The organism is Aquirufa sp. (assembly GCF_964796385.1).
On record NZ_CBAUBA010000042.1, the window covers coordinates 1 to 21,794 of the forward strand.

At 40.9% G+C, this 21,794-nt stretch carries 22 protein-coding genes and 2 pseudogenes; 8 read left to right on the top strand and 16 right to left on the bottom strand.

All coding sequences use genetic code 11. The features are described 5' to 3' along the window. Nucleotides 1-1,114, top strand: a 1,114-nt coding sequence (locus AC1W6K_RS10680) for an MFS transporter (protein ID WP_481947473.1), incomplete at its 5' end; no start/stop codon positions are given. 103 nt (nt 1,115-1,217) lie between these two features. On the opposite strand, the gene AC1W6K_RS10685 is transcribed toward AC1W6K_RS10680, so the two are convergent. The 4 genes and pseudogenes from AC1W6K_RS10685 to AC1W6K_RS10700 all read right to left on the bottom strand — a co-directional run bounded on the left by AC1W6K_RS10685 (nt 1,218) and on the right by AC1W6K_RS10700 (nt 3,409). Next, the gene (locus tag AC1W6K_RS10685; protein ID WP_481947474.1) at nt 1,218-1,943 is read right to left on the bottom strand and encodes a thioredoxin domain-containing protein; all 726 of its coding nucleotides are present in this window, start codon (nt 1,941-1,943) and stop codon (nt 1,218-1,220) included. Nucleotides 1,944-2,002: 59 nt separating this feature from the next. Then, a pseudogene (trxA, locus tag AC1W6K_RS10690) lies at nt 2,003-2,302 on the bottom strand (thioredoxin); the annotation flags it as partial. Nucleotides 2,303-2,440: 138 nt separating this feature from the next. Then, a complete protein-coding gene (locus AC1W6K_RS10695) occupies nt 2,441-2,746 on the bottom strand; it encodes a rhodanese-like domain-containing protein (RefSeq protein WP_481722057.1) in 306 nt (101 codons plus the stop codon). A gap of 63 nt (nt 2,747-2,809) precedes the next feature. Continuing rightward, complete coding sequence (locus AC1W6K_RS10700; RefSeq protein WP_481947475.1) at nt 2,810-3,409, bottom strand: class I SAM-dependent methyltransferase; 600 nt, start codon at nt 3,407-3,409, stop codon at nt 2,810-2,812. Between the two features lie 35 nt (nt 3,410-3,444). On the opposite strand from AC1W6K_RS10700, the gene AC1W6K_RS10705 reads away from it, so the two are divergent. After that, complete coding sequence (locus tag AC1W6K_RS10705; protein WP_481722053.1) at nt 3,445-3,855, top strand: DsrE family protein; 411 nt, start codon at nt 3,445-3,447, stop codon at nt 3,853-3,855. A 41-nt stretch (nt 3,856-3,896) separates the two neighbouring features. On the opposite strand, the gene AC1W6K_RS10710 is transcribed toward AC1W6K_RS10705, so the two are convergent. Continuing rightward, entirely contained in the window at nt 3,897-4,892 is a 996-nt protein-coding gene (locus tag AC1W6K_RS10710; RefSeq protein WP_481947476.1) for a glycosyltransferase, read from the bottom strand. 271 nt (nt 4,893-5,163) lie between these two features. Between AC1W6K_RS10710 and AC1W6K_RS10715 the strand changes: the two genes are divergently transcribed. Together AC1W6K_RS10715 and AC1W6K_RS10720 are read left to right on the top strand one after the other, a co-directional pair. Further along, nucleotides 5,164-6,210: a c-type cytochrome gene (locus tag AC1W6K_RS10715; protein WP_481947477.1), complete on the top strand. Its 1,047-nt coding sequence runs from the start codon at nt 5,164-5,166 to the stop codon at nt 6,208-6,210. 5 nt (nt 6,211-6,215) lie between these two features. Next, nucleotides 6,216-7,889: a bifunctional metallophosphatase/5'-nucleotidase gene (locus AC1W6K_RS10720; protein WP_481947478.1), complete on the top strand. Its 1,674-nt coding sequence runs from the start codon at nt 6,216-6,218 to the stop codon at nt 7,887-7,889. A gap of 196 nt (nt 7,890-8,085) precedes the next feature. Here the strand turns inward: AC1W6K_RS10720 and AC1W6K_RS10725 are convergent, their stop codons facing one another. From AC1W6K_RS10725 to AC1W6K_RS10765, 9 genes are all read right to left on the bottom strand, one after another. Then, nucleotides 8,086-8,595: a YeeE/YedE family protein gene (locus tag AC1W6K_RS10725; RefSeq protein WP_481947479.1), complete on the bottom strand. Its 510-nt coding sequence runs from the start codon at nt 8,593-8,595 to the stop codon at nt 8,086-8,088. A gap of 5 nt (nt 8,596-8,600) precedes the next feature. Then, a complete protein-coding gene (locus tag AC1W6K_RS10730) occupies nt 8,601-9,164 on the bottom strand; it encodes a YeeE/YedE family protein (protein WP_481947480.1) in 564 nt (187 codons plus the stop codon). 162 nt (nt 9,165-9,326) lie between these two features. Further along, nucleotides 9,327-9,569: a hypothetical protein gene (locus AC1W6K_RS10735; RefSeq protein WP_481947481.1), complete on the bottom strand. Its 243-nt coding sequence runs from the start codon at nt 9,567-9,569 to the stop codon at nt 9,327-9,329. Nucleotides 9,570-9,619: 50 nt separating this feature from the next. Next, entirely contained in the window at nt 9,620-9,892 is a 273-nt protein-coding gene (locus tag AC1W6K_RS10740; protein WP_481722327.1) for a rhodanese-like domain-containing protein, read from the bottom strand. A 2-nt stretch (nt 9,893-9,894) separates the two neighbouring features. Further along, nucleotides 9,895-11,313, bottom strand: a complete 1,419-nt coding sequence (locus AC1W6K_RS10745; RefSeq protein ID WP_481947482.1) for an MBL fold metallo-hydrolase — start codon at nt 11,311-11,313, stop codon at nt 9,895-9,897. A gap of 33 nt (nt 11,314-11,346) precedes the next feature. Further along, complete coding sequence (locus AC1W6K_RS10750) at nt 11,347-12,153, bottom strand: sulfite exporter TauE/SafE family protein (protein ID WP_481947483.1); 807 nt, start codon at nt 12,151-12,153, stop codon at nt 11,347-11,349. An 89-nt stretch (nt 12,154-12,242) separates the two neighbouring features. Beyond that, complete coding sequence (locus AC1W6K_RS10755) at nt 12,243-13,655, bottom strand: OprD family outer membrane porin (protein WP_481947484.1); 1,413 nt, start codon at nt 13,653-13,655, stop codon at nt 12,243-12,245. Between the two features lie 59 nt (nt 13,656-13,714). Next, on the bottom strand, nt 13,715-14,344 hold the full coding sequence (locus AC1W6K_RS10760; protein WP_481947485.1) for a Crp/Fnr family transcriptional regulator: 630 nt from the start codon (nt 14,342-14,344) through the stop codon (nt 13,715-13,717). A 36-nt stretch (nt 14,345-14,380) separates the two neighbouring features. After that, entirely contained in the window at nt 14,381-15,415 is a 1,035-nt protein-coding gene (locus AC1W6K_RS10765) for a Gfo/Idh/MocA family oxidoreductase (protein WP_481947486.1), read from the bottom strand. 203 nt (nt 15,416-15,618) lie between these two features. Between AC1W6K_RS10765 and AC1W6K_RS10770 the strand changes: the two genes are divergently transcribed. Beyond that, on the top strand, nt 15,619-15,762 hold the full coding sequence (locus AC1W6K_RS10770) for a hypothetical protein (RefSeq protein ID WP_481947487.1): 144 nt from the start codon (nt 15,619-15,621) through the stop codon (nt 15,760-15,762). On the opposite strand, the gene AC1W6K_RS10775 is transcribed toward AC1W6K_RS10770, so the two are convergent. Then, the gene (locus AC1W6K_RS10775; protein ID WP_481947488.1) at nt 15,754-16,755 is read right to left on the bottom strand and encodes a sugar phosphate isomerase/epimerase family protein; all 1,002 of its coding nucleotides are present in this window, start codon (nt 16,753-16,755) and stop codon (nt 15,754-15,756) included. The two genes, AC1W6K_RS10770 and AC1W6K_RS10775, sit on opposite strands and share 9 nt — an antisense overlap. Before the next feature lie 307 nt (nt 16,756-17,062). Here AC1W6K_RS10775 and AC1W6K_RS10780 point away from each other — a divergent pair, with 307 nt between their 5' ends. Next, the gene (locus tag AC1W6K_RS10780; protein WP_481947489.1) at nt 17,063-18,412 is read left to right on the top strand and encodes an ATP-binding cassette domain-containing protein; all 1,350 of its coding nucleotides are present in this window, start codon (nt 17,063-17,065) and stop codon (nt 18,410-18,412) included. Nucleotides 18,413-18,574: 162 nt separating this feature from the next. On the opposite strand, the gene AC1W6K_RS10785 is transcribed toward AC1W6K_RS10780, so the two are convergent. After that, nucleotides 18,575-19,801, bottom strand: a complete 1,227-nt coding sequence (locus tag AC1W6K_RS10785; protein ID WP_481947490.1) for a M24 family metallopeptidase — start codon at nt 19,799-19,801, stop codon at nt 18,575-18,577. Between the two features lie 95 nt (nt 19,802-19,896). Between AC1W6K_RS10785 and AC1W6K_RS10790 the strand changes: the two genes are divergently transcribed. After that, a complete protein-coding gene (locus tag AC1W6K_RS10790; RefSeq protein WP_481947491.1) occupies nt 19,897-20,877 on the top strand; it encodes a glycosyltransferase family 9 protein in 981 nt (326 codons plus the stop codon). A gap of 30 nt (nt 20,878-20,907) precedes the next feature. Beyond that, a pseudogene (locus tag AC1W6K_RS10795) lies at nt 20,908-21,654 on the top strand (DNA/RNA non-specific endonuclease). The last annotated feature ends 140 nt before the right edge of the window (nt 21,655-21,794 follow it).

Genomic DNA, 21,794 nt, shown 5'->3' on the forward strand with positions numbered 1-21,794 from the left:
GCTAGAGCGTTCGATCTTACCCCAACTCGCTTTACAGGAATTTGGTATAGCTTCCAGTGTAGCTGTGTTTTCTTTTATAGTCGTTTTTGGACTAATCAAAGCGGTTTCAAATTATTATGCAGGACATTTTGCGAATCAGGTAGGTCGGCGGAAATTGTTGATTTTGGGATGGATCTTTGCCATTCCGATTCCCTTTATATTGATGTGGGCGCCTAGTTGGAATTGGATTATAGCTGCGAATGTTCTGTTGGGCTTAAACCAAGGTTTTGCATGGTCTAGTACCGTCACCATGAAAATTGATTTAGTTGGGGATAAGAATCGTGGTTTGGCGATGGGAATCAATGAATTTGCTGGTTATATATCGGTTGGCTTAGTTGCCTTCTTAACCGGTTGGATTGCGCAAAACTATGGCATTCGACCATACCCTTTTTATATCGGTATTGCGTTTGTAGGTATGGGTTTGGGACTAAGTATCTTTTTTGTGCATGATACGCAAGGGCATGTGGCTGCGGCGGTGGGGGAGAGTCATGTGCCCCGATTGAAATCTATTTTCTGGGAAACGACCTGGGCTGATCGAAATTTAGGATCGATTACGCAAGCGGGATTAGTGAATAATCTAAATGATGGAATGGTATGGGGTTTATTTCCTATGTTATTGCTATCGAAGGGGTTTAGCTTGGCCGAAATTGGGGTCATTACGGCTATTTATCCGACAGTTTGGGGATTAGGCCAACTGGCAACAGGTAAATTGTCTGATTTGATATGTCAAAAAGATTTGTTGACCTACGGCCTTCTCCTCCAGGCTCTTGCCTTAGCAGGTCTTATATGGGCAGTTTCCTTTACCCAATTTGCTGGGTTGTCTGTTTTATTGGGATTAGGTACGGCAATGGTCTATCCAACGTTTTTATCAGCAATTGCAACACATACGCATCCACTCGACCGGGCTAAAAGCTTGGGGATATTTAGACTTTGGCGTGATTCGGGCTATGCTGTTGGGGCACTACTCACGGGTGTTTTAAGTGCTTATTTTTCATTCTCAATCTCCATTGCAAGTATTGCGGGCTTAACGGTCTTATCGGCGGTGATTGTATGGAAGCGAATGCGGTGTTCATAAATGGGCTATTTTATCAAAATCCCCTGAAATTAACCTATAGAATCGGCGTGAAAACGCCTCAAACTTTGGCAAAGCGTATAGCTTTGCCAAAGACAAATCATCTTTACAATAAAGTTTTTGTCCACTGCTTGGTCATGCTTGCCGCATCACCCATGCCGATTTGCTTATCGATCATTTTGCCGTCTTTGTAGAATTCCAAATAGGGAATGGATTCAATTTGCTTGGCCTTAGCCAATTCCTGGTTGGCATCCACATCAATCTTAATCAATTCTACTTGGCCATTTTGCGCCTTGATCCAGGCATCTAATACGGGACTTAATTGCTTGCAGGGACCACACCAAGTGGCGTTATAGTCAACAATGACCAATTTTTTTCCCTTGATTTGGTTGTCAAAATCAGCAACAGTCATTCCCTCTGTACGTTTGGCGACACCCGCTTGGGTGGATACAGGTAGGTTGGCCGATTGCCAAGCCAACATCCCTCCAGTTAAATTCACAACAGATTTAAAACCCATTTCTTGGAGTTGGCCTGCTGCAGCACTTGATCTGCCGCCGGATAGGCAATACACATAAACTGTTTTTGATTTGTCTAGGTTGGCCACTGCATTTTGGAATGCATCACTCGTGACATCTGCTAAAATGGCGCCTTCAATATGTCCATTTGCATATTCGTCGCTGGTACGCACATCGAGAATTTGGCCAGGTTCCGCTGATTTTAATTCGTTTTGAAATTCAGTTGCTGCCAAATTTTGCAATCCCTCTTTTTTCGTGCATCCGAATAGTGATATTGTGATGATCAATGAGGTAAAAATGATTTTCAACGTTTTCATAATTGTGTGATTATTTAAATATGTAATTCGTTTAATAACTGACGACTAGTGACTGATCACTATTTATACTGTTTAATAATCCCTTCCAACGTACTCGCCGGAATAACCCCTGATTGCCTCCAAACAGATTTTCCATCCTTAAATAGTATCAATGTAGGAACAGATCGAATTTGGAATTTATCAGACAAGGATCTGTTTTTGTCCACATCTATTTTAATGATTTTGGCTGAATCACCCACTTTGGATTTTAGTTGTTCTAAAATCGGTTTTAACTGTTTACAAGGTCCACACCATTCAGCTGAAAAGTCAACTAACACGGGTTCTGGGGATTTCAAAAGTTCTTCAAATTTGCTCATTTTTTTAGTGTTTAGTAGTCAGTTGTCAGTAGTCAGTAGTCGAAAGTCCGAAGTCTTAATTTGAATTTTTTTTGTCAGTATTAATAAGTTAATCATTAGCCAAATAAACGATTCCCTCCGGACTTTGTGCCTTCGGACTTATTACTTCTTAATTGAATTCCAGGGTCCACCATTATGCACCTGCGTGAAACCGGCAGCTAGTAATTGCCGACGGGCCATTCCGCTTCTGCTTCCAGACCGACAGCAAGTTACAATAACTTGATCTTTCTTTAATTTGTTCATTTGGCTTCCCAAGGTTTGCAAAGGAAGATTAATGGATCCTTTTACGTGTCCATCTTTGTATTCGGCAGGAGTCCGAACGTCTATTACCGTGGCACCTTTTGCGATTAGCGCTGTAATGTCAACTTTCGGGCCTATTCCCAAGATATTTTTTATGAATTGGAGCATTGTTTATTTGTTTAATGTGTCAAAGATAATTTCGAATGTTGGCTTAAAGCGTGATATTTGTCTCTATCCATTTTTTATCGCTTTCAGTTGAATCACTTCCGCTTTACCCTGATGTAAGGGTCCTTCATCTAATGTGCGTATGATTTCTTGATTTAAATGAATGTCCAATGATTTAAAGTCTAACGCCAAAGTATCAGTATCAAATAGCCAGTTGGCATCTTTAGGTCCTCCCGAAGTATACGCCAACTGCCTCTTATTAAATCCCTCCAACAATAAAGTTCCACCCGGCTTTAGCCATTTGATAAATTTGGCATGCACGAGCGGTCGGATTTCTGGGGGTGTATGAAAGTAGGTCGACATGATCACATCAAATGATTCGAGCGGAAATTGGATTTTCAGCGCGTCTGCACACACATAATGTAGTTGGACATGTTGCTCACGCGCCAATTTCAATGCTTTTACTTCACCTTGTTCACTCAAATCAAAGGCGTAAACTTCCCATCCCAGTTTAGCGGCATAAATGGCATCTCGTCCTTCTCCTGCTGCAGGAATTAATATACGGCCAACGGGTCTTTTGGCTATTTGCTCCGCAAAAAAATCATTTGGATTGATTCCATATTGATATTCATTTGATTGATATCTTGCATTCCACGTTGCTTTCATTGTAGTAATTGGTTAGTTTCGTAAAAAATATTCATATGAAAAAGTCTATATTATCCTTCATTATTGCCATTTTCGCTGTTTTCGCAGCACAGGCGCAAAATCCAGTACACAAAGTTGTTATCCAATTAAATACGTCTGATACGCTTGTTTGGCATGGAGCTTTGAAAAATATTTCCAATCTTCAAACTGCATTGGGTAAATCAACTCAAATTGAATTAGTTGCACATGGTTCAGGTATCGGTATCCTGATTGATGGCAAGACCACTCAAAAGGCCAAAGTGGCAGAATTAGCAGCTTTGGGTGTTTTATTTAAAGCGTGCGAAAATACGATTCGTGAACGCAAAATCGACCGAGCGACCATCTTAACTCAAGCAGGAACTGTTCCTTCTGGCGTTGCCGAAGTAGTTCTTAAGCAAGATGCCGGTTGGGCCTACCTTAAATACTAACGCAAATTAGCTTTGTCAATTGAAAAAGCTTGTGACTTATATCACAGGCTTTTCTTGTTCCAGGGTAAGAATTTAGCGGGATCTTTTTCCAATAGATGGGGGGTACTCTGACTCAGAAAATGCCCATTTAAGACCTTTTCGTAGGCTATCAGGTATTTTTTAGCCATGGATAACGAATCGAACACATCTCGCGCATACGCATGACAATGTTGTTTATTGTATGCATCTGCCTGTTGGATGGCAATGGCCATTTCATCTTCATGCTTACTTAATAAGCCAAATTCGGATGTGACTAATTCAGGTAAAGAACCGTAAGGCGTTGCAAAAATAGGGCAACCGAAATACAAACTTTCCGTGATGGCTAATCCGAATGGTTCGTGCCAACGGACCGGAAATACTAAGCCTTTGGAATGGGAGAGAAGATCTAATTTTTGTTGGCCCCCCACCGTTCCATAAAACTGAATGCGAGAGCTCCAAGTCATGCGAAATCCCATTTTCAGATTTAAGCGTGTGCCGCCAAGTACGGCAAGTTTTTCATTTGGAGTTCGTAAGACCGTGTCGATAGCCCCTTGCACATTTTTTACACGCCATGCGGCCTTACCTAAAAAGTGCACATAATCACGCGATTGCGTTAGATTAGGCTTGCCATAATCATCCCAATCTAATCCATTATGGACAAACGAGTTCGATCCGTAGCGATTGGCATGGTTTTGGGAGACAAAAATAGAATTGATGTTCAGCGAAGTTTCTTCATTTGGATTTCCGTGCACGGTTACAACGTAAGGCTTTTCGATGACCTCACTTGGCGAATGATTCAAGTGAACAACATCAATGAAGTCTGGAATTTGTTCGTTCAAGGATTGACTGGGATTCCAAGGTAATACCGTCGCGAATGTACAGTGAGATCCTTGGGGCACTAAATAGGTGACTTGATGGCCCAGTCCTTGTAAAGATTTCGCTAATCCCCAAATCACGCGTTCAGTACCTCCATATCCAGCTACGGGTATTTTCTGATCATGAACGATTAAAATCTGCATTTTGAGTCGAATTGGTAGGTAAAATTACTGATTTTCTAAATTTAATCTTGAGATCTTTATTTCAATAAGGGTAAGGATGAAAATAGTTTCTTATTTGTAATTCATACTAGCTCTCTTTGAGTTGATTGAATTGGAAGATTAGTGTAGGTTAATTGGCTTTATGGTAAAAATATTTATTGCCAACTAGTGATAAAAGTCACTAGTTTTACTTGATTAATTTCATTTTTTTGTTTGGTTAAATTATTTTACCAGTAAATATTATCTTACTCATATGTTTAAATTAAATAATAAGTCGGATCACCCAAGCTTATTGCAGACACTGTTGTATGTCTTACTTATTGCCTTGTTTGGTTTGTTGGGGTATATAAGTTTTTCTAATGATGGTGTAAATAATCCCGAATCTGATTCAACTAATGTATATGTAGCGCCTGATTCTAACTTCACACATCTTTGGACGGCTCCTTCCGATTGGAGGTTGATGTATGTCAAGCAAGAGGAGAAGGCTTTAGTGGAATATGGTAAAGAGTTAGTTGCCCATACTTCTGAATATCTAGGACCTAAGGGTTCTGTGAAGGCTATTTCTAATGGCATGAATTGTCAAAATTGCCACTTAAATGCGGGGACCCAACCGTGGGGAAATAATTATTTCGCTGTGCAATCAACGTATCCAAAATTCAGAGCGCGTTCTGGTGCCATCGAAGACCAAGTAAAGCGTGTAAACGATTGTTTTGAGCGTAGTTTAAATGGGCAAGCATTGCCGGCGGGAAGTAAGGAAATGCGGGCAATTTTAGCCTATATCAAATGGTTAGGTACTGATGTTGAAAAAGGAGTCACTCCCAAAGGTTCAGGCATATTTAAATTAAAAGGTTTAAAGCGTGCGATTGATCCTGCCAAAGGCGCAGAAGTGTATGCAGCCAAATGCCAGTCTTGTCATCAAGCAGATGGCGGTGGCCTATTGGCGGAAAATGGGAATTCCTACACCTATCCTCCACTTTGGGGTCCGCATAGTTACAATCATGGTGCAGGGCTTTACCGGATGTCAAATTTTGCCGGTTATGTGAAATACAATATGCCTTTAGGGGCCAACTACGATAAGCCTCAATTATCCGATGAGGAAGCGTGGGATTTGGCAGCTTATGTGAATTCGATGCCACGCCCCGCAAAAGATTTAAGTAAAGATTGGCCGGATATTGCGGCCAAACCTTTTGATCACCCCTTTGGTCCATTTGCGGATCCATTTACGGAAGAACAACATAAATATGGGCCGTATAAGCCGATAAAAGAGTGGATTGCTAAACACGAGAAGTCTAAAAAATAAACCGAATGAACTCAAGAAGAAAATTTTTACAAGGTGGAATCCTAACAAGTGTAGCGGCTTTATCGCCGGTTGCCTTAAAAGCTAAGACCTCCAAAACAAACACTTCATCAACTAAATCAATTGCTGGATCTGGTCAAATCACGATTCTCCAAACAACGGATGTGCACTGCCAACTGCATGCACATGATGAATTGTTTTGGGAAAATAATGAATTGACCTTTCGTAAAGCAGGTGGGTATTCACATATGGCGACCGCTTTAAAAAAGTTAAAGGAGAAAAATCCTGAAAACACGATCACTTTAGATACAGGTGATATGTTCCAAGGTAGTATGCTTTCGGTAAAAACAACAGGTCAAGCATTCGTACCTTTGTTAAATGCGATGGATTATGACCTTTATTTACCGGGAAACTGGGAGGTAGTCTATTACAAAAAGAACATGCAAAAATTATTGGGTGGGCTTTTAGCTCCTAAAATTTGCGCCAATATGTACCATGATTTAGGGGATGGAAAGAAAGGCGAACTGATTTTTCAGCCTTACCAAATCATGCACCGCATAGGGGTTAAGATAGGTTTTCTTGGATATACAGATCCATTAGTTCCATTACGTCAATCACCGATGTATTCGAAAGGAATTGTATATACCAAACCTGAGGATAACCTCAAGGAATATGTGACTTTATTGCGTGAGCAAGAACAATGTGATTTTGTGATTATTCTATCTCATTTGGGACTATCTCAACAAATTGCCTTAGGAAATAACCCGGATTGTCAGGGTGTGGATTATATTTTCGGGGCTGATACGCATGAGCGTATTCGTAAACCGATTCAAGCAGAATATACCAAGATTGTTGAGCCAGGGGCTTTTGGTTCGTTTGTGGGTAAACTCGATATCCAAGTTAAAGATGGTAAGGTCCTAGGTTCCACCTATGAATTAATTGAAGTGGATCCCATCAAATACCCTGCTGATCCGGCGATAAAGACCTTAGTTCAAGAATTAGAAAAGCCGTATAGGGATGATATTAACAAAGTTTTAGGGTATAGTACCGTTCCACTTTACCGCAACTTTGTTGTGGAGAATACCATTGATACGATGATTGTAGATGCGTTAAAATGGAAAGTGAATGCGGATGTTGTGTTATCTAATGGATTCCGTTTTTGTCCTCCACGTGTGCCTGGTAAAGATGGGAAAGTAGCTATTACTGAAGGTTATCTATATGATATGTTACCTGTGGATAGCACGATTCGTACGGCGAAAGCTTCAGGCCAACAAATTTTAGATTGGTTGGAAAAAGAAATGCAGAATGTTTTCGCGCAAGATGCTTCCAAGCGATTTGGCGGTTGGCTTATTCGCTTTAAAGGTATGCAAGTAGAATTTAAGGCATTTGATCGGGTAGGCGAACGCGTGAAAAAGGTTACTATTGCGGGAGCGGCATTAGATAAAAACCGCATGTATACGTTGTGTGCGTGTGAGCGCGATGGCGATCCCGAGGATATGTTGTGCCGCATGAGGGGTGTAAAAGAGCCAATAAATACAGCTTATACCCTACATTCCATGATGAAAGAATACTTAGCTAAATTCTCTCCAGTTACACCTGTCTTGCGCCACGATGCGAAGATTTTAGATGGTCCTCAGGATTTGTTGAGCCAAGTGACGGGGGTGGATTATTCTTTTAGATAAGAGAGTAAAGAGTAGAGAGCAGAGAGTAAAGAGTAGAGAGCAGAGAGTAGAGAGTAGAGAGTAGGGTGTCGATAAGTTTCGGCATCCTATTTTTATGCTTATGGCATATAAAAAAGCTAGCATACAGTTAGGGCTGAAGCTAGCTTTTATTTTTGATCGCATTATCTTTTCACTCTACTCTCTACTCTCTACTCTCTTAATGTGGTAATTTTTCTCTAAACTTGCCATAGACCCAAGTTCCTGCAGTTGCGCTTAGGACAACAACTAATATGACAAATGCGCCTGTTCCCACCTGAGCAAAAAGTGGACCTGGGCAAGCTCCCGTTAATGCCCATCCAAGTCCAAAAATCAAGCCACCAATGATTTGGCCCTTATTGAATTTCTTATCGGTGAACGTAATTTCTTCTCCGTGGATACTTTTAATTTTGAATTTTTTAATAATAAATACGGAGATGGCTCCTACTACCACGGCCGTTCCGATCACACCATACATGTGAAAGCTCTGTAAACGAAACATTTCTTGGATTCTGAACCAAGAGATAATTTCAGCTTTGATAAATACAATACCAAAAATCACCCCAACGGCCGCATATTTGAAATTATACCACCAAGGGTGAACCAATTCAGATTCGTTGACACACATCGTGTCTAATGAACGTACTTCGAAATCTACTGGATTTGCGTGTTCTGTTGTCTTATTTTCCATATGTATTATAAATGTAAAATGAATGGTAAAATGAAATTAGCCATGATAAAACCACCAATCATGAAACAGATGGTAGCTACTAAGGATGGCCATTGTAAGTCGGAAAGTCCCATGATTGCGTGTCCAGAGGTACAGCCACCCGCATAACGCGCGCCAAATCCCACTAAAAATCCGCCTCCAATCATCATGACTAAGCCACGTAATGTAAATAAGGATTCAAAGGAAAATAATTGCTCTGGCACCATGCCTGAGAAATCGGTGATACCATAGGTAGCTAATTCCTTCGCTAAATCTTGGTGCACGATAACGGCATCTGCTGATCCTAGGTAGATCGTTGAGATAATTCCACCCACTAAGATTCCGCCAACAAAGAAAAAGTTCCATGTTTCTTTTTTCCAATCGTAGGTAAAAAAGGGAATACTATTGGGCAAACAAGCTGCACAGGCATGACGCAAATTTGCGGAGATGCCAAAGTGCTTATTACCTAAAATTAATAAGGCTGGGACAATAAGTCCGATGATAATTCCTGCCGTATACCAAGGCCAGGGTTGGGTGATTGTTTCCATCATAGTAAGTTAGTTTAGACTTTAGTCGCTAGACCTCAGACGTTAGACGTTGTTTTTTATGCAATTTAATAATATACTCTCTACTCTCTACTCTCTACTCTCTACTCTCTCCATTAGAAATATCCGCCGATGCCGCCGAATATTCCACCTAAAATTTGCCAACCGTTATTTTGAATGAACTTCTTCATATTCCACATCATCTGTTTCTTTTTTATTGGATTTTTGAATAGGTACCCCGCAACCTTGCGAACCGCAACCTGCATTCAATAGCGCCATGCCTACCAGCACCAAGCCAAGCAAGCCCATGAGTGTGTCATTGCCACGATAAGCTTCTATCAAGGCATATCCTCCGATAACGAGGCGGATAACCCGCATGATATTCCAATTTTGTGTCAGTGTTGTGAACATGTTTTCAGATATTAAAAGCCCAGGCATACCCTGGGCTAATTTAAGGCATTTTAATCTTGATAAACAAGCATATCGTGTAATCCTCCTCCGTTAAACACCTCGGACAATCCGGCTTGCTTTAATAAGTTCATGGCCATTCCTGAGCGGTTACCACTGCGGCAATAAACCACAATCGGACCATTCATCTCCTTGAATTCATCGATGCGTAAAGGAACAATTCCCAACGGAATATTAATCGCTCCTGCATAATGTCCACTGGCAAATTCGCCTGTTTCACGTACGTCAACAACCGTAGTTGCTGGATTTGCTAATAACTCTTCCATGATTACAAAAGGGTTGAAGGACAAACAAAATCAGATACTTTGAACTTTTCAGATTCTTTGATCGCTTTAAAGCCACCATTGATGTCAATTAAGTTATCGTACCCACGAGCTCTTAATGTAGAATTAAAGATCATCGAACGGTAACCACCCGCACAGTGTACGAAGTATGTCTTGTTCTTGTTAATCTTTAACATGCTATCATTGATGAAATCCAAAGGAGCATTTTCTGCATCAATCACGTGCTCAGATAAATATTCTGAATTCTTACGTACGTCGATGATTTCACCTTCGCCTGCTTGAATACGTTTGAATGCTTCTGCTGGTTCGATGGATTCGATCTGATCAAACTCTTTTCCTGAAGCTTTCCAAGTTGCAAATCCACCCTTCAAGTAACCGATTGTGAAGTCATAACCAACACGCGCTAAACGTGTGATTACTTCCTCCTCACGACCTTCATCCGTCACTAATATGATTTCTTGTTTAATGTCTGGAATCATCGCACCAACCCACGGAGCAAAAGATCCATCGATACCGATGTTGATCGAGTTAGGGACAAATCCTGCGGCAAAAGTTTGAGGATCACGTGTATCTAAGATCAACGCGCTCGTTTCGTTGGCTGCTGCTTCAAATCCTTCTGGACTTAAGGCATGTTGGCCACGCTCTAACACTTTATCAATCGAGTCATATCCTTGAATGTTCATTAAAACGTTCAATGGGAAATAAGCTGGAGGAGCAACCAAGCCCGTTAATACTTCTTTTGTAAATGATTCTTTTGTTAACGCCGGGTTCAACGCATAATTCGTTTTCTTTTGGTTACCCAATGTATCTGTTGTCTCTTTGCTCATGTTTTTACCGCAAGCAGAACCAGCACCGTGTGCAGGATATACAATGATATCGTCTGCTAAAGGCATGATTTTATTACGTAAAGAATCGAATAAATGACCTGCTAAAATTTCTTGTGTCAAATCTTCCTTTACTTTTTGAGCTAAATCTGGACGGCCTACATCACCGATGAACAACGTATCACCTGAGAATAAGCTAGTTTTCTTGCCATTTTCGTCGATCAAAAGAAAACATGTTGACTCCATCGTGTGACCCGGTGTGTGAATGACACGGATAGTAGCATTGCCTAATGGGAATTCTTGGCCATCCGTTGCCGTGATACACTCAAATTCGCAAGCTGCATTTGGTCCGTAAACAATCGGAGCACCTGTTTTTGCAGATAAATCGATGTGACCCGATACGAAGTCAGCATGGAAGTGAGTTTCAAATACATATTTGATTTTCGCTCCATTGCGCTCTGCTTTCTCAATGTAAGGTTGTACCTCGCGAAGTGGATCGATGATCGCTGCTTCTCCATTGTTCTCGATGTAGTAAGCACCTTGTGCTAAACATCCTGTGTAAATTTGTTCTACTTTCATTTTCGTAATTATTATGCTTTAAATGTGTTTAATCTATTTCAATGGGAAGGCTAACTGTTGGATCAGAATATAAATACCCATCACCAAAACAAACCATCCAAAACCTACTTTTAATTTATTACCATCTACTTTTTTACTGATAATATCGCCTAAGAAAATTCCTACAATAGCCAAGGCTGTAACGATTAGAAGCAAGTTCCAATCAATTTCTTGATGACCTAAGTCGCCAGTAAACCCGATTAATGATTTGGCGGCAATAATTAGTAGAGAAGTACCTACCGCTTGCTTCATGGAAAGTTTAGACAAAACCACTAGCGCTGGGATAATTAAAAATCCACCACCGGCACCCACTAAACCAGTTAAGGTACCAACGATCATTCCTTCTGCTAAAATTAACGGATAATTGAATACTTGCTCTTCTTCTGGAGCTTCCTCTGTGTTGCTTTTATTGCCTCTAATCATAGAAATGGAAGCGGCAACCATTAACACAGCAAATAGAACCATCATTAGTATTGACTTCGTTACGACAAAATCACCTACTGTAAATACCTCAGACGGAATTAAAGGTACGATGAACTTTCTCGTTGCATAGACAGCTGCAATAGATGGGATACCAAAAATGATAGCTGTCTTTAAATTAATCATCCCTTGCTTATACTTAGGAAAAGCTCCTACTAAAGAACTCGCGCCTACAATGAATAAAGAGTAAGCTGTTGCTAAGATTGGATTAACTCCAAATAAATAAACCAAAACCGGTACTGTTAAAATAGATCCACCACCACCGATTAAGCCAAGTGAAATGCCGATAAGTAGGGATGCGAAATAACCTATAATTTCCATGCGAAATTTTTGTTTTTTGTTGATACAAATTTGAAAGGATTTTTAAAGCTTTTTCGTGATTTTTATCACATGGCAAAAAATAGTTTCGATTAAAAATGAAAGTTTAAAATAAGGTTATAATTACTCATATTAACTTTATTGATGATGTATTTTTCATTTTGATAGGTTTCCCCTTGATTTGTTTTGTGTACATATAAGGCTTGTAATTCCAATCCTTCTAAGAAATCAATAAACTCATAACTTAGATCTACATTGAGTTGGGTGTAGCTTGGTAGGCCATATTTATTCAAGGCATAATTTTTCACATCGGGCATTTGAAAGTATCCATAAGCTAGGTTTGCTTTCAAGGGTAGCTGCGGGAAGCTGTAGTTAATTTTCCCTACGAGTGCATGCACATCACCAAATCCTTCATTCCGTTCACGTGGCATAAAGGTATAAAATGGGTCACGGCCCCATTCGCGTGGCATTAAATAACGACCATCCGCTGTAATTCTCGTATAACTTAAAGAGGTATTCCAGGCAGATTTTTCATAGCCTATTTTAGCACTTATTACGTTTGACTTTTGATCTGGAGAAAAATAGGTTTTTGATGGATCCTCATTGCCTCCTTGATTGACCGCTTGTTGATGCGTGTATTGTATTCCTGCCACCCATTCATTTTTTTTCCAATCCCACTGGGCCATGCTGGTATTGAATACATTTTCGACAAACACATTCCAAAATTTGATGGAATGTTTATCTTGAAACTGATGTGTATACCCAAGTAAGTAAATGCCATTAGATTCTATGTGTTCTTTATAGTTACCTTTTGTCCCATTTACATTGACTCCATTGGGGTAAATTCCGATCGATTCACCTACACCATACCAATCTACGGTGCCGCGTGGAGAAATTTCATACAAGTAACCACCTTCCAATTTATTTTTTTTGCCGGGGAAAATCTCCCCATATATTCCCCCTACCTCGGTTGGTCGCATACGTCCATCTTGTAGATTGATAAATGGCGTATTGATTAATTGTTTTCCAACTGTAATATGCGATTTTTTGAAATTGTATTTCAGATACAATTCCTCAAGGCGGTCCAAATCATTTTTATTTGTCAGGTCCTCCAAATCAAATAATGAGGTCTCGTATCGACTCGCAGTTTGGGTATATGGATCAATTTTGGCCATGTTGGTGGAGCCAACGTTATAAATAAAATATCCCCCCACACCCATTTGAAAGCCTTTAAATGAAGCAGTTTCGTAGAATAATCCTCCACCTGCTGCATGTGCATAGGCATCCGTGAGATGTCCTTGGTTTTCAGTGGCCATGAAAAAATAACGCAGGTTACCGTGTACTTTCCCATGTTTGAAGGCAAATAGGAGGGAGCTTGAATCTTCAGCCACACTTTTTTTACCTTTCCAAAGGTGTGGCGTCGTATGAATTTCTTGATGTTGGGCTACTAAATAAGCCGCATTGATCAATAAGAATATGAAAATTAAGGTGAATTGTTTAGGCATGCTTAACGTGTTTAGGCATGCAAATTGTCACTTAATTTAATTATCAGTCGTGATGTATATCACAGCACGCGCAAATTGACGATTTCGATTTGATTTTTATTGATTTTGATAAATCCTTTTTCTGCTAATTTTTTCATCAACCGCGAAATAACCTCACGCGAGGAGTTTAATTCGGTGGCAATGTCTGTAAATGAAACCTTGATGACATTACTTTTTAAACTCTTTTGATGTTGTTTTAAATACCACAACAAACGCTCATCCAAATTACGAAATGCAATGTGGTCAAGTGTATCCAATAATTCCTCAAATCGCGAACGATAGGTTTCTAAAACGAATTGATACCAAGATTTATATTTAGCCGCCCATTCGTCCATTAATTCGACCGGAATGGTTAATACTTCCGTGTCCACCAATGCCTTCGCCATAATCTGGCTATTGAGATTGCGGGATGCGCAAGTCATGGAAATGGCACATGCTTCTCCTGGGTGGAGGTTGTACATGAATACTTCATTGCCCTCGTCATCTTCCCGGAATACTTTCACAATTCCTTGCGTTACTAACACGGCGGATCGAATGCTTTGGCCTGTTTTCATTAAAAATTCATCCGTTTTAAACTTACGGATGACTCCTACTTGTTGGATCTTCTTCTTTAACTCAGGCTCGAAATTGGCAAGGATATTTGATTCCATATTATTTGTAGATACGCGATACTTCGCGTCTATTTTCTAGTATTTGATTACTCGTTTCTCCCGACTACTCTCCATCGCCGCATCGATCACCCGCATGCTATTGATTCCATCTTGAACGGAAACCGCAGGTGTCGCATCGCCGCGTAAAGATTGATAAACATTTTCATAAAAGACCCTAAAATCACCTTTTTCAGATGCTAATCTTTCTGGATTGCTACCGTCTATATGAATAACACCAAAATCATTTGGACTCTCTTGTCCCCATGTTTCGCCTTGTGGCTTTTGACCTGCATCTAAATCCGCCTCTTGACGATCAGATCGTGTTTTAATAAAGCTGCCTAATTTCCCATGTAATTGGAACGCAGGTATAGGTGCTTTGAAATAATAGCCCGCCTTTAAGCGAACGCGCATTTCTGGGTAATACAGTAATATCTCAAACAAATCCTCCACCTCGGTGCCTGGTCTCGTTTTCCGTAAATCAGCAAAAACATGCGTAGGGGTACCAAACAAATGCAAGGCCTGATCTATAATATGTGGCCCCAAATCAAATATGATTCCAGCCCCCGGCCCAGGAACTTCCTTGTGCATTTTGGGTGATTTGATTCCATTAAAGCGATCAAAGTGGAATTCCGCCTCAACCAATTCGCCCAGTTGGCCCGATTCATATACTTTCTTCACCGTTAGAAAATCAGAATCCCAACGGCGATTTTGGTAAATAAAAATATGCTTATCTACCTCTTTCGCTATTTTTTGCAATTCCAATGCTTCTGCCGTCGAGTTCGTAAATGCTTTCTCAACGACAACATGCTTCCCAGCTTTTAGCGCTTGAGAGGCATATTCGAAATGCGTGGGGATGGGGGTGTTGACAATAACTAATTCAATATCAGCATCTTGGATGACTTCGTCGAGTGAATCATACGAATGCGTTCCTGGATAGGCTTTTTGAATATTTTTTTGGCTACGTTCGTAGGAGCCAACGAGCTCGAAGCCGGGATGAATTTCGAGGAAAGGGGCGTGAAAAATGCGTCCCGACATTCCATAGGATAATAATGCGGTTTGAATTGCTTTCATAAGTCAAAAATAGGAATTTTGAGGCTTTGATTTACAAATCAATTTAGATGAAATAAATCTCATTTAAAATTTATGCAATTTTAGGGACTTTGTCCAATACCTATTTGTTTCAAATGATTAACGTCTTTGGCTTGGATACACGATACAATTAATCTTTCTAGTGAGTTGACATATTTTTTTTAATCTGCATTGAGGGGGAGACGATGTATATTGAGGATGTGGCTGTTTGCCTTGGTGCTTACATTCATAGATTGTCGGGTGATTTAGCAAAACAAAAAAAATCGGAGGACAGTTTAGTGGCCTCCGATTTAATTGATCATTTGAGTGTGATTCGTTTGCTAGACTAAGATTGCCTTCGCATATTCCACACATTTTTTTACTTCTGTTACGGCATCAGAACCTGCTGGAATTTCATATTCCAATTCGATCGTTGCCGGGAACTTGTATTTGTTTTTCTTCATGGCGGTTAGTAACTCTTTTAAAGGAGTTTCTCCCGTGCCCCAAACAAGATTCTTTGCACCATTTTCTTTTGACGTACGGTCTTTAATGTGCATGGAGGTAATGCGATCTTTTTTTGCTTCAATTAAGGCTAATAAACTAGCTGTATTATGTGGTGCGCCCACAGCAATGTAGTGACCAGCGTCTAGATTAATGGAATTGTATTTCGATTGAGCTAAGGCCTCATCGTAGACTGTATCTTTTACTTGGGTGTGGGTATGATATCCAAAATAAATACCATGTTTCGCGCCCAAATCACCTAAGCGTTGGGTTTGTTTTGGATCAGTTGGCAATTCCATTGTCACTGATTTAGCTCCTAAAACTTTAGCAGATTTCAATGCATATTCTACTTCAGCATCTGAATTCGTTGGGCTAAATGCATTTGGTTTGTAGGCATATACGCTGATTCCGGCTTTATCCAATTTCGCACGAACTTCCTTGAATTTATCCATTGAAACGGTTTCGCGCCATGTTTTCACATCTTCTTGGTATTTCTTCATTGCCGCACGTTGCTCATCGGTCAGCGGCTGACGCGGTTGGCCCGGAGTCCAACGCATTTGCACCGGATTAACTGGCTTGCCAGCATATTCTTCTACGGCATCGCCCATTAATTCAGTGGCTGATATGCCACATTGCATTAAGTATCCAATGATTTCATCAACGGATCCCGGCATGCTGCGGAATGAATACGTGATACAGCCAATTTGAACACCTCCAAATTTAGAATCTGGTTTAGCTGAGCCAAAAGCAAATGCGGCTGGTTTGGCAAATAAAAGGCCTAAAGAGGCAAGGGAGCCGGCAGCTAAAAATTGCCGACGGGAGTTTGCGTAATTCTTTTTCATAGTTGTAAAGGTTTTAAAAATCAATAATATGAATCCTTTTTCAATTTTATATCCTTTCGGGTAAATTTTGCGACGAAATTTTATAGGTGTAGAGTTGCGACACTTCGAGATCTATTTACTTTGGCAAACCTTACAGGATTGCCAAAGGTGGCCCATGCCTGGAAAAAATAAAAGAAAAGTATCGTTGCTCTACAATTCTCTTTAATAAGCTTTAGTCTTATTAGGAACAGTTTTTTCATGGATTATCGGTTTAAAGCAGGCAAAATATATTAAAAATGCGGTAAATTGTTGGCTGTTTAATTCCCCTATGTCGAAAGAAATAGTTGCGCGTGTCAGTAATTTATCTGCCTCATATGGTGCTCAAGAAGTCCTAAAGGATATTTCTTTTGAGATATGCGAAGATGATTGTTTGGCTATTGTAGGTCCGATGGGGTCCGGAAAAACGACGTTGGCCAAAGCTCTCTCGGGTCGATTGTTTCGAAAAGGGGAGGTATGGTTTCAGGGGTCATTTGTGTTGTATGTAGCGCAACAACATCACTTTAAGAATCGGAGTAATATTTCTGAATTTTACCTTCAACAACGATTTAATTCCGCAGATTCGGAGGATTCGTATACCGTTCGAGAGGAATTTGGGGAGCTGGATGTGGCTGATTATGTGACTATGTTTAAGCTAGATGGCTTGTTGGACAAGCCATTACTACAACTCTCCAACGGTGAAAATAAGCGCTTACAGATTGTTAAAGCATTAGGCCAAAGGCCAGATTGGTTGTTGCTGGATAACCCATATTTAGGTTTAGATATAGCAGGCCGGTCGGTGTTATCGGCAGGATTAAGTCAATTACTCGCGCAGGGCATCCGATTCATCTTATTTTTATCGGGAGGGGACATACCTGAATTTGTGAATCGAGTTTATCAGCTTCGCACAGATATACCTGTGATCCCCAGGCTGAAGTCTGTGGAGGAAAATAATAACCCAGGGATTCAGCCTGGAGATTTAGGAGGTGATCCTATTGTTTCTTTACGAAACGTGACCATTCGTTATGGGGTCAAAACCTTATTGAATCAAATTTCTTGGGTGGTTAATCGGGGTGAACGCTGGGTATTAAAAGGGCCAAATGGAGCAGGGAAGTCTACCTTGTTAAGTTTAATTACGGCAGACAATCCGCAATCGTATTCACAGGATATGATGTTATTTGGTCGAAAACGAGGAACAGGAGAGAGTATTTGGGATATCAAACGAAACATTGGATATGTAAGTCCCGAAATGCATTTATATTTTAAGGAAACGGGGACTTCCTTTGCAGTTGTAGCCTCGGGCTTGTTTGATTTATTGGGAGTTACGCGGAAGGTGAATGAGCAGCAAACTGAGCAAGTAGATTCCTGTTTGGCGATGTTTGGTTTGGCTTATTTACGTGATCGATATTTTCATACGCTTTCTACGGGAGAGCAAAAGATGATTTTGATTGCGCGTGCCTTTGTAAAAAATCCACCATTATTGATTCTGGATGAACCTTGTCAGGGACTAGACCAGGAACAAGTCCAACGGGTCAAGCATGTCATTGATCAGCTTGCGGCTACATCAAATATGACGCTGATATTTGTTTCGCATTACGCGGAGGATATTCCTAGCTGTGTTAGTCGGGAATTGACTTTGTAGAGACGCTACTTCGAGTCTTTACCTCAGACTTAATTATTAGGTTTTTGACCCTTGGCTTTAGCCTAGGGAATCGATACTTCGCGTCTTTTTCTTTGGCAATCCTGAAAGGTTTGCCAAAGAAAAAGACGCGATGTCTAACGTCCAACGTCTGACGTCTAGCGTCTACACAAATGGTATTCTAATCGACGGACTCGGTTGGCTAAACCATTTCGGGCCTTGCTCCGTCATATATACACAATCTTCTAGTCGGACCCCGAATTCCCCCGGGATCGCAATCGTAGGTTCAATCGAGAAACACATGCCTACTTGTAGCGGTAATTTGTTCCCTTTCACCATATTGCCCCACTCGTGCCCATCCATTCCAATACCGTGACCGGTGCGGTGGGGAAGCCCTGGTAACTTATATTCCGGACCAAAACCGGCTTTTACTAAAATTCCTCTAGCAGCTAAATCTACGTTTTCACAGGGCATACCTAAAACCACCGCCTCAAATCCCGCTTGTTGGGCCCTTTTTTCCAAATTCCAAATGTCAATTTGTTTCTGTGATGGCTCACCAAAAACGACTGTACGCGTAATGTCGGATTCATATCCGTCAACTTGACAACCACAGTCCATCATCACTACATCACCTTTTTTTAGGACTTGTGGTCGAGAACTACCATGAGGAAAGGAAGTAGCCACTCCAAAAGTTACGGACGCAAAACCGTGCTGGGCACCCAATTCAGTGTGTTTTTGAGCTATTTTTTGACTTATCTGACGCGGATTGCAACCTTCCGTTAACGCCGAAATTCCGACTTGAATGGCTACGGTGGTGATGTCGTTTGCCTTTTGCATCAGGGCGATTTCGGTGGGGGATTTAATAAGCCGACAAGCCACCGAGATGGGATCTCCGCTTACGAATTCGAACGTGAGCCCAGCTTTGCGAAGTCCGTCGACAATGAAAAAGCGAGCCTGTTCTTCAATTCCAATTTTCCCTTGTCGGAATCCTAGATCTTGGATGGTTTTAATACATAATTGGAACGGATTTTCATCTTCGTGCCAGGTGCGAATTTGCTTGCCAACTTTAATCAGTTCGAGTAATCGGTCTTCCTCGAAGTATGGGCAAATGTAGGTTAGTTCGCCTTCGGCAGGTAAAATAACCAACATGCTGCGCTCGGATGGGTACCAACTCAGCCCTGTAAAATACTGCATGCTGGTACCGGCGTCCATGATGAGGGCTGCCATTTTGTTTTGCTGGAGTAAGGTTTGTGCTTTTTGAATACGACCCAAACGTTCTTCGTTGCTAATCGGTGAAGCAGGATGCAAGTCATTCGGGGTAAAAATGGGATGATGCGTGGCCAAGGCGCCAAGTCCGATGCTATTTTGAAGGAATTGTCTACGTGCAATCATTGTCTATGAAGTGTTTACCTAATTTAGAATTAATTCCACGAAACTGATAATCTGTGGTCTTTTTTTGGCAAATTTGTTCCTGATTATCAAACAGCATGCGCTTACTTTTCATTCGTTTTTCGGCTATTGGAGATATTGTTTTAGCATCCGCGGCATTCCGTTGTGCCAAACAACAATTGCCCGGCGTCAAAATTCATTTGTTGACAAAGCGGTCCATGAAAGCAGTAACGGAAGCAAATCCGTACATCGACCAATTTCATTATTTAGATTCGGATTTATCAGTGACCATTCACGCGTTGAAAGGCTGTTCATTCGATTACATCGTTGACCTACATAAAAATCTGCGCAGTTTTCGCATCCGACTAGCCTTGGGTGTCCCGGTTTTGGCCTATGACAAACTGAGCGTTGAGAAGTTTTTACTGACCAAATTCCAGATTAATCGCATGCCCGATCGGCATATTTCCCTTCGCAGTTTGGACGCATTAGCTCCGCTGGGGGTAGAGTACGATGGAAAAGGGCTCGATTACTTCATTCCAGCGACTACCCAAGTACCTGAATTATTCCCAGAAGGGTATGTTGCCTTGGTTATTGGTGCCTCGTTTGCTACGAAGAAATTGCCCTTAGATTCACTCAAGCAATTAGTGAAGCTTATTCCGCATCCCGTCGTTTTGATTGGCGGGCCGGAGGAAAAGGTTGATGGAGAGGAATTAGCATTAGTTAATTCTGACAGAATAATAAACACGTGTGGAATTTATTCTTTACACGAATCTGCAGCATTAATTCGCGATGCACGTTTGGTCATATCTCACGATACGGGGATGTTGTACATCGCGTGCGCTTTTGAGAAAAATGTCATTGCGATTTGGGGTGCGACTTCGCCAGCCTTACAAGTGGAACCATGTATGCCTGAAAACACAAAAGCACGCGTTTTTCAAGCTATAGTACCTAATCTAACCTGCCAGCCCTGTTCTAATTTCGGCACCAAAACCTGTCCCAAAGGTCATTTTAATTGCATGAAACAGCAGGATTTACCGGAGATTGTTAGGCAAGTAGGGGAGATGTGGGAAAGTGAATAAAGGATTTATTAAAGTTGATCATTGGTAACAATGAAGTATTTGATCTATTTTTTTGTTGCGATTTTTGGTTTATGTACCTGTAAACCAGACAGCCCAATATTGACCACGCGAAACACTAATTTACCAGAAGCTTCACTGGGGTATCCAATCAATCATATGTATTATTCTTTGTCCTATGTGGCAAAGCACCGACAATCCGAATTCGCCTACTATTATTTAACACCTGAAAGTATTAATGGTGGCCAAAAGCGAACTGATGATTTTCGTATAGACCCAAACGTTAAGTCAAATCCTGTTTCAAGTACAGCGTATTCAGGAAGTGGGTATGACCGTGGCCATTTATGTCCTGCGGCAGATATGGCCTTAAATCTAACTGCAATGTCCGAGACGTTTTATATGTCTAATATGTCGCCAATGACTGCTTCCTTTAATCGAGGTATTTGGGCAAGTTTAGAAGATTGGGTTCGAAGTGCTGCTTTAGCTAATAAAGGTCTATAGGTTGCTACAGGACCAATTCTATCTAGAACCTGTGGGACTATATCTGGTGGTATTACGGTGCCGTGTACATTTTATAAAATTGCATTCAAGGATGGTTCTAATCCAAAAATGATTGGATTTATCATGGCGAATGCCGGTTCTTCATTCGCTCTTAAATCTTTTGCCGTCTCAATCGATGAAATTGAGCGAAGTACTGGATTAGATTTCTTTCCGCAATTAGCTGATGAGATCGAAAACAAGCTAGAAGGAGCGGTTAATTTGAATGGTTGGAATTTGTAAGTAAACTGAGTCTAACGTCTAACGTCTGACGTCTAGTGTCTAACGTCTGACGTCTAGTGTCTATCGTCCAACAAAAAAGCCCGACATTGCTGTCGAGCTTTCTGAGCCTCCTGTCGGGATCGAACCAACGACCTACTGAT